General features: G+C 56.4%; 11 protein-coding genes and 1 pseudogene. 2 read left to right on the forward strand and 10 right to left on the reverse strand.

What is annotated here, in order from left to right; all coding sequences use genetic code 11:
* Nucleotides 1-149: 149 nt before the first annotated feature.
* From BF12_RS20450 to speB, 4 genes and pseudogenes are all read right to left on the reverse strand, one after another.
* Nucleotides 150-1,627 (reverse strand): annotated as a pseudogene (locus BF12_RS20450) (aldehyde dehydrogenase family protein).
* A 67-nt stretch (nucleotides 1,628-1,694) separates the two neighbouring features.
* Nucleotides 1,695-3,371, reverse strand: coding sequence for a 5-guanidino-2-oxopentanoate decarboxylase (locus tag BF12_RS0115120; protein ID WP_024953000.1), 1,677 nt, complete (start codon nucleotides 3,369-3,371; stop codon nucleotides 1,695-1,697).
* 75 nt (nucleotides 3,372-3,446) lie between these two features.
* Nucleotides 3,447-4,898, reverse strand: a complete 1,452-nt coding sequence (locus BF12_RS0115125; RefSeq protein WP_024953001.1) for a YjiH family protein — start codon at nucleotides 4,896-4,898, stop codon at nucleotides 3,447-3,449.
* A 175-nt stretch (nucleotides 4,899-5,073) separates the two neighbouring features.
* Nucleotides 5,074-6,024, reverse strand: coding sequence for an agmatinase (gene speB, locus BF12_RS0115130; protein WP_024953002.1), 951 nt, complete (start codon nucleotides 6,022-6,024; stop codon nucleotides 5,074-5,076).
* Nucleotides 6,025-6,267: 243 nt separating this feature from the next.
* On the opposite strand from speB, the gene BF12_RS0115135 reads away from it, so the two are divergent.
* Together BF12_RS0115135 and BF12_RS0115140 are read left to right on the forward strand one after the other, a co-directional pair.
* A complete protein-coding gene (locus BF12_RS0115135) occupies nucleotides 6,268-7,881 on the forward strand; it encodes a sigma-54 interaction domain-containing protein (RefSeq protein ID WP_024953003.1) in 1,614 nt (537 codons plus the stop codon).
* Between the two features lie 480 nt (nucleotides 7,882-8,361).
* Complete coding sequence (locus tag BF12_RS0115140) at nucleotides 8,362-9,837, forward strand: AAA family ATPase (protein ID WP_024953004.1); 1,476 nt, start codon at nucleotides 8,362-8,364, stop codon at nucleotides 9,835-9,837.
* Between the two features lie 265 nt (nucleotides 9,838-10,102).
* Here BF12_RS0115140 and BF12_RS0115145 read toward each other — a convergent pair whose 3' ends face one another.
* The 6 genes from BF12_RS0115145 to dctP all read right to left on the reverse strand — a co-directional run bounded on the left by BF12_RS0115145 (nucleotide 10,103) and on the right by dctP (nucleotide 15,379).
* Nucleotides 10,103-10,297 (reverse strand): hypothetical protein, encoded by a 195-nt coding sequence (locus BF12_RS0115145; RefSeq protein WP_024953005.1) that lies wholly within the window; start codon nucleotides 10,295-10,297, stop codon nucleotides 10,103-10,105.
* A 132-nt stretch (nucleotides 10,298-10,429) separates the two neighbouring features.
* A complete protein-coding gene (locus BF12_RS0115150; protein ID WP_024953006.1) occupies nucleotides 10,430-11,542 on the reverse strand; it encodes a hypothetical protein in 1,113 nt (370 codons plus the stop codon).
* 293 nt (nucleotides 11,543-11,835) lie between these two features.
* The gene (locus tag BF12_RS0115155) at nucleotides 11,836-12,504 is read right to left on the reverse strand and encodes an RraA family protein (protein WP_024953007.1); all 669 of its coding nucleotides are present in this window, start codon (nucleotides 12,502-12,504) and stop codon (nucleotides 11,836-11,838) included.
* 22 nt (nucleotides 12,505-12,526) lie between these two features.
* Nucleotides 12,527-13,831: a TRAP transporter large permease gene (locus BF12_RS0115160; RefSeq protein ID WP_024953008.1), complete on the reverse strand. Its 1,305-nt coding sequence runs from the start codon at nucleotides 13,829-13,831 to the stop codon at nucleotides 12,527-12,529.
* On the reverse strand, nucleotides 13,789-14,379 hold the full coding sequence (locus tag BF12_RS0115165; RefSeq protein ID WP_024953009.1) for a TRAP transporter small permease: 591 nt from the start codon (nucleotides 14,377-14,379) through the stop codon (nucleotides 13,789-13,791). Before BF12_RS0115165 ends, BF12_RS0115160 begins: the two co-directional genes overlap by 43 nt.
* Nucleotides 14,380-14,389: 10 nt before the next feature.
* Nucleotides 14,390-15,379, reverse strand: coding sequence for a TRAP transporter substrate-binding protein DctP (gene dctP, locus BF12_RS0115170; RefSeq protein ID WP_024953010.1), 990 nt, complete (start codon nucleotides 15,377-15,379; stop codon nucleotides 14,390-14,392).
* Between the last annotated feature and the right edge of the window lie 496 nt (nucleotides 15,380-15,875).

Here is a 15,875-nt window from a genome sequence, read left to right on the forward strand (position 1 = left end):
CTACGTTCTATTAGCCACGTTCTGTCTTGTGAGTTCTGTTGCGAGCGCTAGCCATGCCGCCCAGTCAGCGGGCGATGCTCAGAGACTGATCAGTCCTGTTCACTTCAGTCCTGTTCACTCCAGTGCAGTGCAGCTCAATGTAGCCCGGTTCAGTCGAGTACTGGGCCGATGATGTGCTTCACTTCCAGATAGCCTGCCAGTCCCCACGGGCCAAGCTCGCGGCCGATACCACTGTGCTTGAAGCCACCCCAGCTGGCCTGAACCAGTGGAATCTGCTCGCTGTTGTACCACGTCACACCGGTACGCAGACGGCGGCACACGGCACGAGCACGTTTGGCATCGCCACTGACGACGGTGCCGACTAGGCCATAGTCACTGTCATTGGCCAGGCGGACGGCCTCGGCTTCATCAGCCACGGTGTGCGAACACAGCACCGGCCCGAAGATCTCTTCACGCCACAGGCGGCTCTCCAGCGGTACCTCGGTGAAGAGTGTCGGCGCCACGAAGTAGCCTGTGCCGGCAAGGTACGATGCGTACCATCGCGCAGCACGGTCAGGCATTCTTCGCGTGCCACGTCCAGATAATTCAGCACGGTGTCACGCTGGCGTGCGCTGGTCATCGGGCCCATCTGGGTCGCGGCATCCATTGGATCGCCCAGCACCAGCGCATCGATGCGCTTGGCAAGCGCGGCGTGCAGATCATCGGCGACGGCTTCATGCACCAGCAGGCGCGAGGTGGCAGAACAGATCTGCCCAGCATTGAAGTAGATACCTGCCATGACCCAGTCAGCGGCTTCCTCAATGTTGGCATCTTCCAACACGATGATGGGCGACTTGCCGCCCAGCTCCAGTGATACTCCGCGAATGCCGCAGGCAGCGGCTTGCATTACCTTCTCGCCGACCACATTGCTGCCAGTGAAGGAAATCTTGTCGATACGCGGATGACGCGTCAGCGGGCCACCGATGCCTTCGCCATCACCGTGCAGCAGGTTGAATACGCCCGTCGGCAGCTTGGCTTCCAGCGCAATCTCGGCCAGCACCTGTTCCGGCAGCGGGGTTACCTCAGACGGCTTGATGACTAGCGTGCAGCCCGCCGCAAGCGCGGGAGCGACCTTCCAGGCACTGGTGACCAGCGGGAAGTTCCACGGCGTGATCAGCCCGACGACACCGGCGGGTTCCTGGTAGCAATGTCCGGCGTAGCCCTCGACATCATGCTCCACCGCGACGCCCTGACGGGCATCCAGTGCACGTGCCTGCTCGGCGTAATAGCGATAGCAACCGATGGCATCGTCGAGATCGATTTCGGCTTCGGCGCGAATCTTGCCGTTATTGCGCACCGATAGTTCGACCAGCGCCTCACGACGGGTCGTCAGGCCCTCCGCGAAGGCCTCCAGATACACGGCGCGCTCGGCGCCACTCAATGTCTGCCAGCCCTCGAAGGCAATGGCGGCGGCCTCGACGGCAGCATCGACATCACGGGGATCACCGGCAGTCACCTCGGCAATCACGCTCTCCTCATACGGGTTGGTCACGACCAGACGGCGCTCACCGTGGCTCTTGACCCACTGGTTGTTGATGAATTGATGGAGACACTGATTGCCGAGAGTCTGCTGATCGAGCTGTTGCATGTGAATTCCTTGAGACGATGACGCCATGAAGCGGATGAAAGTGCCAATGAGGTGACAGGCAGATGATCTAGCGTACGTGATGGCACCACGCGGCCGCATCTATTTCTACCAGCAGCGGTGCCTTGGCATTTCGTTCGGTCAGCGAACGGGTCAGGCTGTCCGGCGAGTCGACACGCACGGCGGCACAGCCGAAGCCTTGGGCGATCAGCTGGAAGTCGGGTGCCTGGATGTCGACGCCCAGACGGGTGACGCCGGCGTTGTCCATGAAGCGGCGAATCTCTTCATAACCCTGGTTGTGCCACAGCACGATGACGACGGGCAGCTGCTCTTCCACCGCGCAGGCAAGCTCACTCAACGTGAACATGATGCCGCCATCGCCGACCAACGCGATCACCGGCAGGTCAGGACGCCCGAGCGTCGCGCCCATTGCGGCAGGCAGGCCATAGCCAAGGGTGCCGTAACCGGTCGCGGAGTTGAAGTAGCGCCGCGGCGCCGGCTGGCTGACCAGATGATTGGCAGCGTAGACGGTCGCGCAGGAATCACCGACCCAGATGGCCTCTGGCAGTGATTGCTGCAAGGTGTCGAACAGCGGCACGTAGGGTGCGAAGGCCGGGTCTGTCGGTAGTGCGAGCGCTTCCAGTGCGGCAGCGGTGATCTGCGCGCCCCTGGTTGAGCCATTGCTTGAGCCATTGGGCGTGTGTTTGCTTGCTTCACTGCAGCGCTTGGCCAATATCTCCAGCGCCAGTCCTGCATCGGCGACCATCGCCAAGGTGGCGTGCTGGTTGCGGCCCAGCTGCTCAGGATCGATATCGATGCGAATCAGCTTGCCACCAATCACGAAGCCGTCATCGAAGACGACGTCATAGTCTGTCTCGCCCAGCTCGGTGCCGATCGCCAGTACCACATCGGCATCACGTGCCAGTTCGCGCACGGCAGGCAGTGAGGCATTGGCACCGAGATCCAATGGATGAGCAGCGCCCAGCAAGCCCTTGGCATTTACCGTAATGACGGTGGGCGCATCGAGCGCCTCCACCAGCTGTCGTGCAGCCTCGGGCGCGGCGACACAGCCACCGCCGAGCAGCACCAGCGGGCGCTTGGCGCCGTTGAGCAGTTCGACCGCGGCATCGATCAGCGCGGGGTCGGGTGCGGTGCGACCAATACGCGGGCGAGTCCACTCATGCGAAGTGCGGCCGTGTGGCGGCGCGACTTCCGCGGGAAACAGGTCGATGGGAATCTCGATGTGCACCGGGCCGGGGCGTGCACCCTCGAAGAGGGCAAAGGCACGGGCCAGCACTTCTGGCAGCGCCGATGGATCAAGCAGGGTATGACTGAAGCGTGCGACGCCCGCGACCAGCTGCTGCTGGCTGGGCAGCTCATGCAGACGACCCTGACCACGGCCCAGCGTATCGCTGCGATTGACGCTGGAAATCACCAGCATCGGGATGGAGTCGGCCAACGCCTGGCCCATCGCGGTGGTGATGTTGGTCATGCCCGGGCCGGTGATGATGAAGCACACGCCCGGCTTGCCGGTGGCGCGCGCGTAACCATCGGCCATGAAGCCAGCGCCCTGTTCGTGGCGTGGCGTGACGTGGCGGATGGTCTTGTCAGTGCCGTCGTCTTCCAGGCCACGTTTCTCTTCCAAACCACGATAGAGCTCGATGGTATGCACGCCAGGGATGCCGAACACGGTATCCACGCCGTAGGTATCACGTAGTAGTCGAATCAACAATTCAGCACAGGTCATGGCAGGTTATTCCAATGACGGGAGCACCTGGGTGCTCCCGTATGAGACAAGAAACGTGTCAGGGGTTCGCGTGACTCAGAACACGAACACATGCGCGATGAAGGCGATGATCGGCAGGGTGATTAGCGTGCGCAGCAGGAAGATGGCGACCAGCTCCCATATCTTGAGCGGAATCTTTGACTTGAGCAGCAGGGCGCCGATCTCTGACATGTAGATCAACTGGGTCAGTGACAGGCAGGCGATCACGAAGCGCGTCAGTTCGCTGTCGATATCCTTGGCCAGCACCGCCGGCAGGAACATGTCAGCAAAGCCGACCAGCGTAGCAGGTGCCGCCTCGGCTGCGTGGGGAATCTGCAGCAGTTCCAGCAGCGGAATCATCGGGTAGGACAGCCAGGTGAACACGGGGGTGAACTCGGCCAGCATCAGCGCGACGGTACCGATGGCGATCACGACCGGCAACAGCCCCAGGAAGATATCGGCCACATTGATACCGGCTGTCTTCGCCAGTTTCAGTGGGCCCGGTGCAAATTCGGCGCGAGCCACGGCCATGCTGAGGGCGAAGCGCAGTTCACTGCCGTCAGTCTGATTCTTTTCAGAGATCTGGCAACCGACCGGCTCATGATAGCTATTGCTCTTGCGTGACAGCGGCGGCAGGCGCGGTACGATGACCGCGGCAATCAAGCCCGCCACGATGACGGTCAGGTAGAAGGGCACGAACAGGTGATTGATGTTCATGAAGCTGGTGATCAGCAGGGCAAAGGCAATCGAGACTACTGAGAAGTTGGTCGCGATCACCGCGGCTTCGCGCTGGTTGTAGAAGCCCTGCTCATACTGCTGGGTAGTGATCAATACGCCGACGGTGCCAGACCCCATCCATGATGCGGTGGCATCGATGGCGCTACGGCCGGGCAGATTGAAGATGGCGCGAAACGGGCGACATACCAGACTGCCGATGAATTCCATGAAGCCGAAATCGACCAGCAGCGGCAGTAGAATCGCCGCGAAGAAGAAGAAGGTCAGCAGCACTGGCGCGAGGTCATTGAGCATCACGCCACCGGTGAAGGCCGCCGTGACGGCGGTCGGCCCCCACTGGAAGTAGGTCATCAGCGCGAACATTGCGCCGAGTGCCCGCATGCCGAACCAGACGGCAGACACATCGAATAGCTCATGGGCGGCACCTTGCTTGGCCCAGTTAGGCTTGGCGAGCTTGACGAAGCCCGTCAGCAATACCGAGAGGCACAGCACGACGACGGCGATGGCGGGCAGAGAGTCGCCGAGCGACGCCTTGAGCCAGTCAGCCATCAGGCCCATGCCGATATTGATGGTGTCGCCGACGCTGAACGGCACCAGGAAGAAGGAGACGCCGATAATTGATGGCACCAGGAACTTGATCAGGCCGCGCTTGCTCAACGGGGCGGGGGCCGTGGCGATTATTGTTTTCTGTGTCGTTTTCGGCTGATCGGAGCGCGGAGGCTGATCAACAGAGGACGGCGTGGTAGCCGCCGTCGGATCAATGCTTGAGGACATGGTAAGTCACCTTGGTCTTTTTATAATGGTCAGGCTTCGTTAACGCTTTGTTTTTACTGAATACTTTCATGAGACTGTCGCAGGGCAATGCATTGGCAGGTCTTGAGACTGTGCGCTGCTCGCCTGACGGGACGATCAAGCGGGCAGCGCGAAGCTCATGCCAGTCGAGTACGACTCAGTCGCGCTGCACTACGCCCGGCAGCACACACAGCATTTCGTAAAGCAGGGTCGCGCCCATCAGCGCGGTGTTGCCGCTGGTGTCGTAGGGCGGAGAGACTTCCATCAAATCACCGCCGACGATATTGAGGCCACGCGCACCACGCACGATTTCCATGCCCTGCGGCATGGTCAGGCCACCCGCTTCCACGGTGCCGGTGCCCGGTGCCACGGAGGGGTCGAGGCCATCGATGTCGAAGGTGATGTAGACGGGGCGATCGCCCATCATGTCGCGCACTTCGGCCATCAGCGGCGCGAGTGACTTGAACCAGCACATCTCGGCGGTCTCGACACGGAAGCCCTGCTGACGACACCAGTCGAAATCATCGGCGGAGTAGCCAGTGCCGCGCAGGCCGATCTGCACCACACGCGTGCTGTCGAGCAGGCCTTCTTCCTGAGCACGACGAATCGGCGTGCCGTGGGCAATCGGCTCGCCGAACATGTGGTCGTTCACATCGGCGTGGGCATCGATATGGATCAGGCCGACCGGCCCGTGCTTCTTGGCGATGGCCCGCAGCACCGGCAGAGTGACGGTGTGGTCACCGCCCAGCGTCAGCGGAACGCAATCGTGGCTGAGTACTTCATCGTAGAATTTCTCGATGATGTCCATGCTCTTGGGCAGGTGGAAGGTGTTGATCGGCACATCGCCGATGTCCGCCACCTGCAGGCTATCGAAGGGCGCGGCGCGGGTGGCCATGTTGTAAGGGCGCAGCATGCGGGATTCATCGCGAATCTGGCGCGGGCCAAAACGGGCGCCGGGACGGTTGGAGGTGCCGATATCCAGCGGAATACCGATGAAGGCCACATCAAGATCCTTGGCCGTCTCTTGAGTTGGCAGACGCATCATGGTGGCCGGGCCGCCGAAACGTGGCATGTCGTTGCCGCCCAACGGCTGATTGAATTCGCTCATGAAACTCTCCGGTAGTCCTGTATCGCTCGTCGGATGAAGAGGACGAGCGGTGTATTGTCGTTTTAGGCCCGAGTGAATACTGCGGCGCATATTCTAGTATTGCAGTAAGTGTGCCAACTTTTAGTCGTCTGTTTTTTTATAGATTTTTTATAAAGCGATTCATTTATGGATCATCAGGAATGCCTACAGTGATCCATTTATGTATCATCGATTCATAAATGGATCACTCTCCAGGTGGCTGCGATGTCAGAGCTCGACCGTCAGACCCTCAAAACCATCATCGACACCGCGCACGATCACTACTTCGTGGTGGGTGCCGATGGGCAGGTGCTCGATGTCAGTCCCGGCGCGGCAGCGGTGTATGGCATGACGCGTGAAGCGCTATGCGCGGCCAACGTGCATGAGCTGGAAGCCAGTGGCGTGCTCAAGCCTTCCATCAGCCTTGAAGTGCTGCGCACGGGACGCACGGTACAGATGATGCAGCTGACGGCCACAGGGCGGCGGGTTGTCGCGCAGGCGCATCCGGTATTTGTCGAGGGGCGGCTTGAGTGCGTGGTCAGCCGCTCGATGGACCTCACCGACATTCAGCTGTTGCAGCAGGAATATGCCGTGCTCCAGCAGCGCTTCAGTGATCACCTGCGGCGCAATACGCGTGGCGGTGAGCTGTCGCGGGTGTCAGCGATATCGGGGCGTTCCGGTGATGTGAGTCAGTACGACGATGAGGGACAGAGGGCAGAGCAGAGAGAGGAGGAGAAAGAACAGGACCTGCTGACCGACATGGGCGAGCTGAAAGTCTGCAGTCCGGTGATGCGCGAGATAGCGTTACTGCTCAAGCGTGTCGCGCCCACCAACGCCACGGTACTGATGCTGGGCGAATCCGGGGTCGGCAAGACGGCCTTCGCGCATCAACTGCATCGCTGGAGCCAACGCGCTGACGGCCCCTTCATCGAGGTCAATTGTGGGGCGATTCCGGAAAGCCTGTTCGAGTCGGAGATGTTCGGCTATCAACCCGGTGCCTTCACTGGCGCAGGCAATCGTGGCAAGGCGGGCCTGATGGAGCAGGCCGAAGGCGGCACCTTGTTCCTGGATGAAATAGGCGAGCTGCCGCTGGCCACGCAGACCAAGCTGCTCAAGGTGATTCAGGATGGCGTAATCACACGGCTGGGTGACACCACCACTCGCCGCGCCGACTTCCGGCTGGTCGTCGCCACCAATCAAGACCTCGCCGCCCGCGTGGAGCAGGGCCAGTTCCGGCTGGACCTCTACTACCGCATCAATGTGCTACCCGTCAGCCTGCCGCCGCTTCGTGAACGTCGCGAAGATATTCCCTCGCTGGTCGAACAACACCTCGCACGTCTCAATACCCGCCACGGGCGTGACAAGCTTCTCGACGCCTCGCTCTGGCCTGTCCTCATGCGCCAGGACTGGCTCGGCAATATTCGCGAACTCGAAAACTGGCTGGAACGCGCCTGGCTCAGCGCCCCCAGTGATGTCATCGACAACGACTCAGTACAATCGCTGCTCAACACTTGTTCCACGAATAACGCTAATGGACTAGGCAATTCATTTGGATTTAGTAATGACAAATCTAATGGAATAGGCATAACTAATACTGTTGCCATTGATAATATCTCTCAAGGCAATAACTCCCTCTCAGAGCCTGCCGCTGAGGGGGCGGTAGCCATGCCAATACCCAAACTCGGCCCCAACGAAACTCTCAAGGAAGGCTTGGCACGCATTGAAGCGCAATGGCTACGCGAGATGGCTGCTGAATTGCCCAGTACCTATGCGATAGCCAAGAGGGCAGGGATTAGTCAGCCGACGGTGGTGAGGAAGCTCAAAAGGTTGAAGGATTGATTCCTTTGTATCTGTATTCGCCATAAGTTAAAGACTGAAATTGCCCAGTAACCATGGACACCAATCTAAGAGCTCATTCGGATTTCGAAGGCCTGAGTGACAATCACCATGATGGCACAGGCATTGTCATAGCCCTTTCCCTTGACGCTCATGCTGCATTGGAGATCGCAGTGGGTCAACAACGACCGATAAAGTTTCGATATCTTTTGATGAGTTGTAATGTGTCAATTAATTTCAATGATGAATCATGCTAAATTGTCTCTTTTTTTATACTGTAAGTTCTTAAGACGCTACTAGCGCGCATTGATGTGTGAGTGACAGTGGGTTTATTGAAATCTGAATGCATAAAGTTTTTACGGGGCAATAGCGTAGTGGTTGGATAAATATTCTTGGTATGTACGTATGCTCTAAATAATATCGATTGAGTTGGTTTGGATGTGGTGAGTGCATTTGATTTAAATGGCAAATAGTGAGGTGGAAATGGAATTTCTTAAAGTAGAGATCGAAAATGTTAAAAGTATCAAAAACTTTAGTTTAGAGATACCTATCGAGCAAGGGTTATACGCTATTGCAGGTACTAATGGTGTAGGAAAAAGCACTATTATGGCCTTGTTGGCAGTGCCTTTTAGACCTGCATTATTAAATGATCTTTTCGGTAGATGTGGTAATGCATCCAAGGTTAATTATTTTTATGAAGGTAAGTCGGATTACTGGGAGAAGGAGGGGGCAGGTGCAAGATGGAAGGTTAAAGGTAAGTCTTCTAAGGATATAAGGATTGATGGTTTTATTGAGGGTAGTATTATTCATGGCACACGTTTCTCCGATTCTACCCTTGAATCTTTGCAACTGTCAGATAGTGTTAGTGAAGAGCATCTAGTCGATGCTGATGATTTTATAAATACTAACTTCAATTATATTTTGCATGGCAAGAAGGGTGTTTATCCCATAATTAGGAAAGTTAGGAATAGACAAGTAGCTTCTAAGCTTGGATTTGAAACAGTACCTTATTTTATGCACTATCCAGATACAATGCTAAGTCAGTACTGGCTCAGCACTGGAGAAAATCTGCTTTTGAGCCTGTTACATTTTTTGAATAATAAGATTTTCCAGCAAAAACGAAAGGGCACAGATAATAAGTCATTTATACTTATTGATGAAGTTGAGCTTGCGTTACATCCTGTGGCTATCAGTAGGTTGCTTGGTTTCCTGAAGTCTATATCAAGAGAGTATAATCTCGCCGTATACTTTTCTACTCATTCAACTGAGCTGTTACGTGGTATTGGTGCCGATAGTATATATTATCTTCAGACTTTGCCAGATAGAACTATTGAAGTGATCAATCCATGCTATCCTGCTTATGCAACTAGATTTCTTTATAATCAAGATAGCTATGATTTCTTGATATTATGTGAAGATGAACTAGCTAAATTTATTATTGGTGAAGTAATAAATGCAGAAAGCCTCTATAGTGGAAAGCTATATCATATATTACCTTGTGGAGACTGGAGGAATACTATCAGGCTTCATAGGGAGATTTACGATTCTAACTTAGCCAGCAAAGCTACAAAAATTATCTCTGTTTTGGATGGTGATGTAGTTGAGGAATTTGAAAAGAGTAAGTCTAATGATAGTATTGTTGCAAGACTTAATGTAACATTTCTTCCCGTGCCTAGTCTTGAGAAGTACTTGCATTCCAATTTAATTGAAAGCGTTGATACAACTTTGTTTAGAGAGTTGAATGATAGATTTTTCAGGAAAGAGTCGCTAGATGATGTGATTACAAAATACCAAGATGGCAAAACTGACAATAAAGGAAAAAAGCTTTGGAGCCTGATGGTGGCAAGCGTAGCAAGTAATAATGTTAGTGAGAAAGAATTTTTGAGAGAAGTTTGTGGAGTTATATATAAAAAGGTGAATACGGATTCGTTAACTGATCGAATCGTCAGAATGTTCTAAGTAACTTATAGCTCGTCAATATTAATTGGCGAGCTATATCCGGACTAAGTTTTTACGCAAAACTTCTAGTGGGGTACTAACACTTTAGATGTTAAGTGTAAATATATGTTTATGATTAACATGAGTTTTGGAAGCAGATAGAGCACCTTAATAGTTTTCTCAGTAACCATATATATTTTTCTGTTTTTATAATGATAAGTTTTATTTTATGTAATTAATTATATATATTTGTTCTAATCTATGTCCATCACCACTAAACTCCCCATCACCCTTCACATAACGGCTTGATCTCGCTGAAGCCTTCCTCGACGGTAAAGTCCGTCTTGGCTTTGGCGTAGGCGGTGCCGTCGGCGGCGGGGTGATAGCTGGTGCAGTGCAGGCGGATCAGTTTGTCATCGAGGAAGAGGCCGTATTCGCGGGTCTGCGAGGTGATGGGCGTGCCCTGGTGTCGCTGTGTCATGGCGATATCGAACCAGTTGGCCCGCCGGTATTGGGTGTGATGATGATGCGAGGGAGATATCGGTGATCAGGCGGATTCATGGGAGAAGTGCAGGGGGGGGAGCAACGAGATAGCAACGAGATAGCATACTGTCTAACGGCTGACGCTGGTCTCGTATGTCTGCATCACCGCCGAGCCTTTGATCACTCCACCACACAGTGTCTTGAGTGACTCGAATTCGCTGTTGGAATCCCGATCGCGAGGCGATTTCACTTCTGTCACCCCCTCTGGCAGCGCCTGATAGGCACTGCAGCTGAGCCGTACCATCTTGTCGTTGATGAAGATGCCGTACTGACGGGTATGCGAGAGGGTGCGCTTGTTTTTATGCTGTTGTGCCATCGAGATATCAAACCAGTAGCCCGGACGATGATTGATGGTCGTAACGCCAGAGTCGAGCATCTCGCTGCCTTGCGGCGCCCATCGGCTGAGCTGTTGGTTGGCTTGCATCACCTTTAGCTGTTGGGCATTGATAGTGGCGCCGTCCAGGTCATAGACCTCCAGCACGATCAGTTGCATACCGGTGCCGACCTGATTGCGCCATTTCTGCACGATATGTGGCTGTCGACTTTCCTTGGCACCCCAGGAGGCAGGCAGACGCAACGTGAGGTCTACTCCTCTCGATTTGGCATGCCCCTTGGTGCTGAATTGCTGATAGTAGCCGTCGTATAGCTCATAGACCGGCTCGTCCTGGTAGGTGGTCGCCAGCAGATATTCGCGGTAGGGCGAAGGGATGTCATCACCTTCAGCGCGGCGATGAAGGATCTCGAGGAAGCGCTGTGAGAAGTCGGTCGTCAATACGGTTGGTGCCAGCATGGCGGCCAATTTCTTGTGGACTCGCGTCTCGATGCGCTGCATCGCGTTGGCCGTCGCCTCGCGCCCGATGAGGGACTCTACCGCCCGCGTCAGCCGCTGGGTGATATTCGGGAAGGCATTGTCGAAGTCGGTCGCGGCGGCACGCACCTCATCCTGAAGTTCTGGATGTTGCTCCGCTATCCGCGAAAGCGTGATGTCCTGCGCCACGATGAAGCCGTAACTACCCCCCAGGTTATTGAGCACTATCTGAGTGTGCTGGAAATGGGCGGCGTTCGCGGGCGATGTGGCAGACAGCAATACGCCAGCCCCACCGAGCATCAGTGCGGCAACGGTACGCCGCGCCATTGAATCGTATCGCGCCAGAGAGGCGCGACAGGTAACCGAAAGCGACATGCATGACATCCTGTCAGAGTACAAGTGACGCAAGACCCACAATGGAAAACGTGACATCGCTGAGCACTGCAGGGAAAACATCGTGAGAACAGCACGCGACAAGACGCTGTTCTGAGAAAGGTGTGACTCGATGCTGTGGCTCGATGCGTTGATGTGCGGCCGTGCCAAGCGCCGTGATAGCCCATGACAATAAGCCACAACCGAAAAGGCCACCAGAGTGATTCTGGTGGCCTTTTTTGCTTTCAGCATCTCTCGAAAGAATCAGCGTCTCGCGACCTGATCAAGCGGGGGGATCAGCCGCGTGCGTTCACTTCCTCGATCAGCTGGCTTGCGCCGGTGAGGTCCGGCAGGCAGGCACCATCGGCGATCTTCGCCAGCAGCACGTCTTCCGCTTCTTGGACCTCGATGGCGTGGGTGGCGATGGCGGAGACTTCTGAGGGGGCCATGACGATGACACCGCTTTCATCGGCGAGGATGGCATCGCCCGGATTGACGACCACGCCGCCAATGCTGACCGGCACGTTGAGCGCGCCGCCGATTCCGGCGAAGCGGGTGGTAAGCGAGGCGACCCCGCGACTCCACACCGGGAAATGCTTGTCGCGAATGGTCAAGGCGTCGGTGGCCATGCCGTCGATCACCACGCCGGCCACGCCCAGACGTGAGGCGACCGTGGTCATCACGCCGCCCCAGCAGGCGCGGTGGCGATCGCCCTGACGATGCACGATGAGCACATCGCCCGGGCGCACCAGACGCATCAGGTGGTTGAGCAGGGTGCCATCTTCCGGTGGCAGCGAGACGGTGACGGCGGTGCCGGCAATCCGTACCTGGGGCAGCATGCAGGCAATCGCCGGTTCGACGAAGCCGTGGGTGTGGAAGTGGCCGATGGTGGCCGTCTCGCACTGGGTGAGCTGTGCCAGCAGCTCCGGCGCGACCTGGTCTGGCATGTCATTGAGTTGGTACATGGAAGTCTCTCGGCGTGGTCGGTCAGATCAGGCTGGGCAGGAAGGTGGTGAGTGCCGGTACCCAGTAGAGCATCAGCATCGCGAACAGGAAGCAGATGACGATGGGCCAGGCGGCGGCGTAGATGGTCTGCATCGGGGTCGCGGGGGCGGCACCTTTCACCGCGAACAGGTTGTAGCCGAAGGGCGGGGTGAGACTGCCCACCGAGATGTTGATCAAGAACAGTGTCCAGAACCACACCGGGTCAAAGCCATACAGCTTGACCAGCGGCGCGTAGATGGGAATCACCACCATCATGAAGGCGATCTGGTCGATGAACATGCAGGCGATCAGCGGAATCAGCATCAGGATCAGCAGCATCCATACCGGGTCGAGATCCAGCCCGGTCACGCTGCTCACCAGCCCGCTGGTGGCGCCGGTGAAGCTCAACAGCTGCGAGAACAGCTTCGAGCACGCCAGGATCACGATGATCATGGTGCTGACCTTCAGCGATGACATCACCGCTTCGCCCGCCATCTTGAACGAGAACTTGCGGTAGTAGGCCGCAACCAGCAATGCACCCAGCACGCCAGTGGCGGCGGACTCGGAGGGCGTGGCGATACCGAGCAGAATCAGTCCGAGCACGGCGAAGATGATGATGCTGAACGGCAGCATGTTGATCAGGGCGCGCCGCTTTTCCTGGGCACTGCCACCGCCGCTTTCATCGATGGCCGGGGCACGGCTGGGGTCCAGCGTGATGCGCACCTTCACATAGAGGATGAACAGGGCCGCGAGCAGAATGCCGGGCAAGATACCGGCGATCAGCAGGCGGGCGATGGAGACATCGACCATCGAGCCGATGATGATGACCAACAGGCTGGGTGGGATGATGGGAGCGAGACTTGCGCCCCCCAGAATCAGACCGATGGAGAGGCGGTCATCATAGCCACGCTGCTGCATGGTCGGCAGTGCCGAACGACTGAGCATGGCGGTCACCGCGAGCGCGGAGCCAGACAGGGCACCGAACAGGGTCGAGAGCGCGACGACGAAGAAATAGAGGCGTCCCTTCATGCGTCCCATCAGGGTATCGAGGGAGTCGAAGATGACGTCGATGGAACCGGAACGGAACAGTAGCTCGCCCATCAACACGAACAGCGCGATGGTGGTCAGCGTCTCCGAGGTCATGCTGTCGTAGATGCTGTTGGCGAACATGCCGAAGCCGGCAGTGCCCATCAACCACAGCGTGCCGAGCACGTTGATGGTCAGGAATGCGGCAAAGACGGGAATGCCGAGGGCGAACAGGCCCATCAGCACGGCAATGGCGAGGCCCAGAGAGAAATACCATTCCATGACTCAGGGTCCTTTTGTGGGGTCTGTCGCAGATGTGGACTTGGCAGGCGTCGGCTCAACAGCTTCTGGCACCGCCGGGCGGCCGAAGCCATGACGCAGGAAGTGCAGTGCAGCGCTGACCAAGGCATAGGCGATGAACATCGAGATCCAGACTTTCGGAATGTCGAGCCCCAGCGCCGTGGTGGTGTGTAGGTGAACTGGCGCAGGCTTTCTTGCACGCAGATCCAGCCGGCCACGGCACAGACACCGCCAGTCAATACCGCGAGTGCACGGTCATAGCGGGCGCGGGTGGCAGGAGACAGCCGCTCCGGCAATACCGTGATGGCGATGTGGCCGTGGGTGCGGGCCAGTTCTGGCATCGCCAGTGAGATCGAGAGGCACAGCAGGTAAGCCACCATCGCGCCGGACCACAGCGTAGGGGAGTTGAAGAAGTAGCGCGCGATGACTTCCAGCCAGAAGCACAGGACGATGCCACAGAGAGTGACACCGCCCAGAAGGAAGCCTGCTCGCGTCACGCCGTCATGCACACGTGCAAGCAGGGTTAGCATGGTGAATTCCTTACTCGCTGACGGTGGTCAGGTTCTTCTCGATCGCCAGCTTGCGCATGGCCGTCACGGTCTCTGGTGTCTTGTCGATGCCCAGCTGCCAGATACCGTCGGTGACCAGCGCATCCAGACGTGAAGCATCTTCGGGTGAGAACTCGGTCGGCTGCATGCCTGCCGCTTCCAGTGACTTCCACTCATCGATGGCCAGCTTGTCCATCACCGGCGCGATCTCGGTTTCAAGCTGACGACCTTGATCCAGCAAGACTTGCTGCTGTTCCGGCGAAAGGCTGTTGAAGGCATTCAGGTTCATCAGCACGAAGTTGTAGGTCTGACCGAAGGTCGGCTTGGAGAAGTAACCGGCCACTTCCTGCCAGCCCATGTCCTTGACGCCGTTCAGGCCCCAGGCGGCACCGTCGATCACGCCGCGGTCCATGGCGGAGTAGACATCGCCGCTCGACATCAGCACCGGTGTGCCACCCATGCCCTTGGTAACGTTGGTATAGGTCGGGCTGCCGCGCAGGCGGCGACCATCCAGACCCGGTGAGCCTTCAATCGGCTTCTTGAGTACGTACTGGAAACCACTGCTGCCCAGCGGCGGAATCGAGATCAGCTTGAGGCCGAGTGTCTGGTAGTGCTCATCGACCAGATCCCAAAGGCCGGATTCACGCGTCTGCTCAGGGTTGACCTTGATCGCATCCATCGCAGCGCCGACACCGGTAGTGTTGGTGTGATACGCGGCGTGGGTGTAAAGCAACTGGAAAACACCTGCGGCCACTGGCTGCAGCTGCTCGAACGGCGACACGACATCGGGGCCGGTCAGCTTGATGGAGAGGTCTGCCGTGTCGTTGGCTTCGACTTCCTTGATGAAGCGCTGGGCAATTTCACGCGAGTAGGCGCTGGTTTGATCGTAGCTTGCGAGCATGCGCAGCTCGGTCGCCATGGCAGACGTCGCGGGCAGCAGGGCAAACAGCGGGAGCAGTAGGGTGGGCTTGAGTGTTTTCATTGAATTATCCGCATTATCGTTATTTTTGAGTTCCCGAGATCGTAAGATCTGGAAGCTAGAGGCAGTGGTGAATACTGACCAAGTGGCCAGGAACAGGTGGCATCCTTGGTAAGCACTAGGGGTGCCTTCTCTGTCATCAACATGATGGTACGCCTTCAATCTATGAGTCGCTCAGGCCACGGTCAACGAATCATCTTCCTTTTGGCTTTTCAAATTTCAATACTTGGTATTTATATTATTTATGTTAGTTAATAAACTTATATTTATGCTCAAGATTGACACGTTGTAATTACAGATTGATCTGAAAGTCATGTGATTATCGCTGACGGAATTGAACATCAATTACCATTCGATAGTATATAGAATGCGACCATCAGAAACGCACGACACCCCTTCCAGAACCCCAGTGAAGGGTGCAGGAAAGGGTGTCGAAAGTACCTTGAAATGCAGCGTCGCTATCTGCACTCATTTCATGAATTCAGCTGCTGAGTTCTAT

Origin of the sequence: Cobetia crustatorum (assembly GCF_000591415.1) — a bacterium.
Taxonomy (GTDB): Bacteria; Pseudomonadota; Gammaproteobacteria; order Pseudomonadales; family Halomonadaceae; genus Cobetia; species Cobetia crustatorum.

Coding starts and splice junctions, on each gene's coding strand:
- BF12_RS0115160 (WP_024953008.1), bottom strand. CDS start 13,831: ATGGAATGGTATTTCTCTCTGGGCCTCGCCATTGCCGTGCTGATGGGC.
- BF12_RS0115135 (WP_024953003.1), top strand. CDS start 6,268: ATGTCAGAGCTCGACCGTCAGACCCTCAAAACCATCATCGACACCGCG.
- BF12_RS0115165 (WP_024953009.1), bottom strand. CDS start 14,379: ATGCTAACCCTGCTTGCACGTGTGCATGACGGCGTGACGCGAGCAGGC.
- BF12_RS0115145 (WP_024953005.1), bottom strand. CDS start 10,297: ATGACACAGCGACACCAGGGCACGCCCATCACCTCGCAGACCCGCGAA.
- BF12_RS0115120 (WP_024953000.1), bottom strand. CDS start 3,371: ATGACCTGTGCTGAATTGTTGATTCGACTACTACGTGATACCTACGGC.
- speB (WP_024953002.1), bottom strand. CDS start 6,024: ATGAGCGAATTCAATCAGCCGTTGGGCGGCAACGACATGCCACGTTTC.
- dctP (WP_024953010.1), bottom strand. CDS start 15,379: ATGAAAACACTCAAGCCCACCCTACTGCTCCCGCTGTTTGCCCTGCTG.
- BF12_RS0115140 (WP_024953004.1), top strand. CDS start 8,362: ATGGAATTTCTTAAAGTAGAGATCGAAAATGTTAAAAGTATCAAAAAC.
- BF12_RS0115125 (WP_024953001.1), bottom strand. CDS start 4,898: ATGTCCTCAAGCATTGATCCGACGGCGGCTACCACGCCGTCCTCTGTT.
- BF12_RS0115155 (WP_024953007.1), bottom strand. CDS start 12,504: ATGTACCAACTCAATGACATGCCAGACCAGGTCGCGCCGGAGCTGCTG.
- BF12_RS0115150 (WP_024953006.1), bottom strand. CDS start 11,542: ATGTCGCTTTCGGTTACCTGTCGCGCCTCTCTGGCGCGATACGATTCA.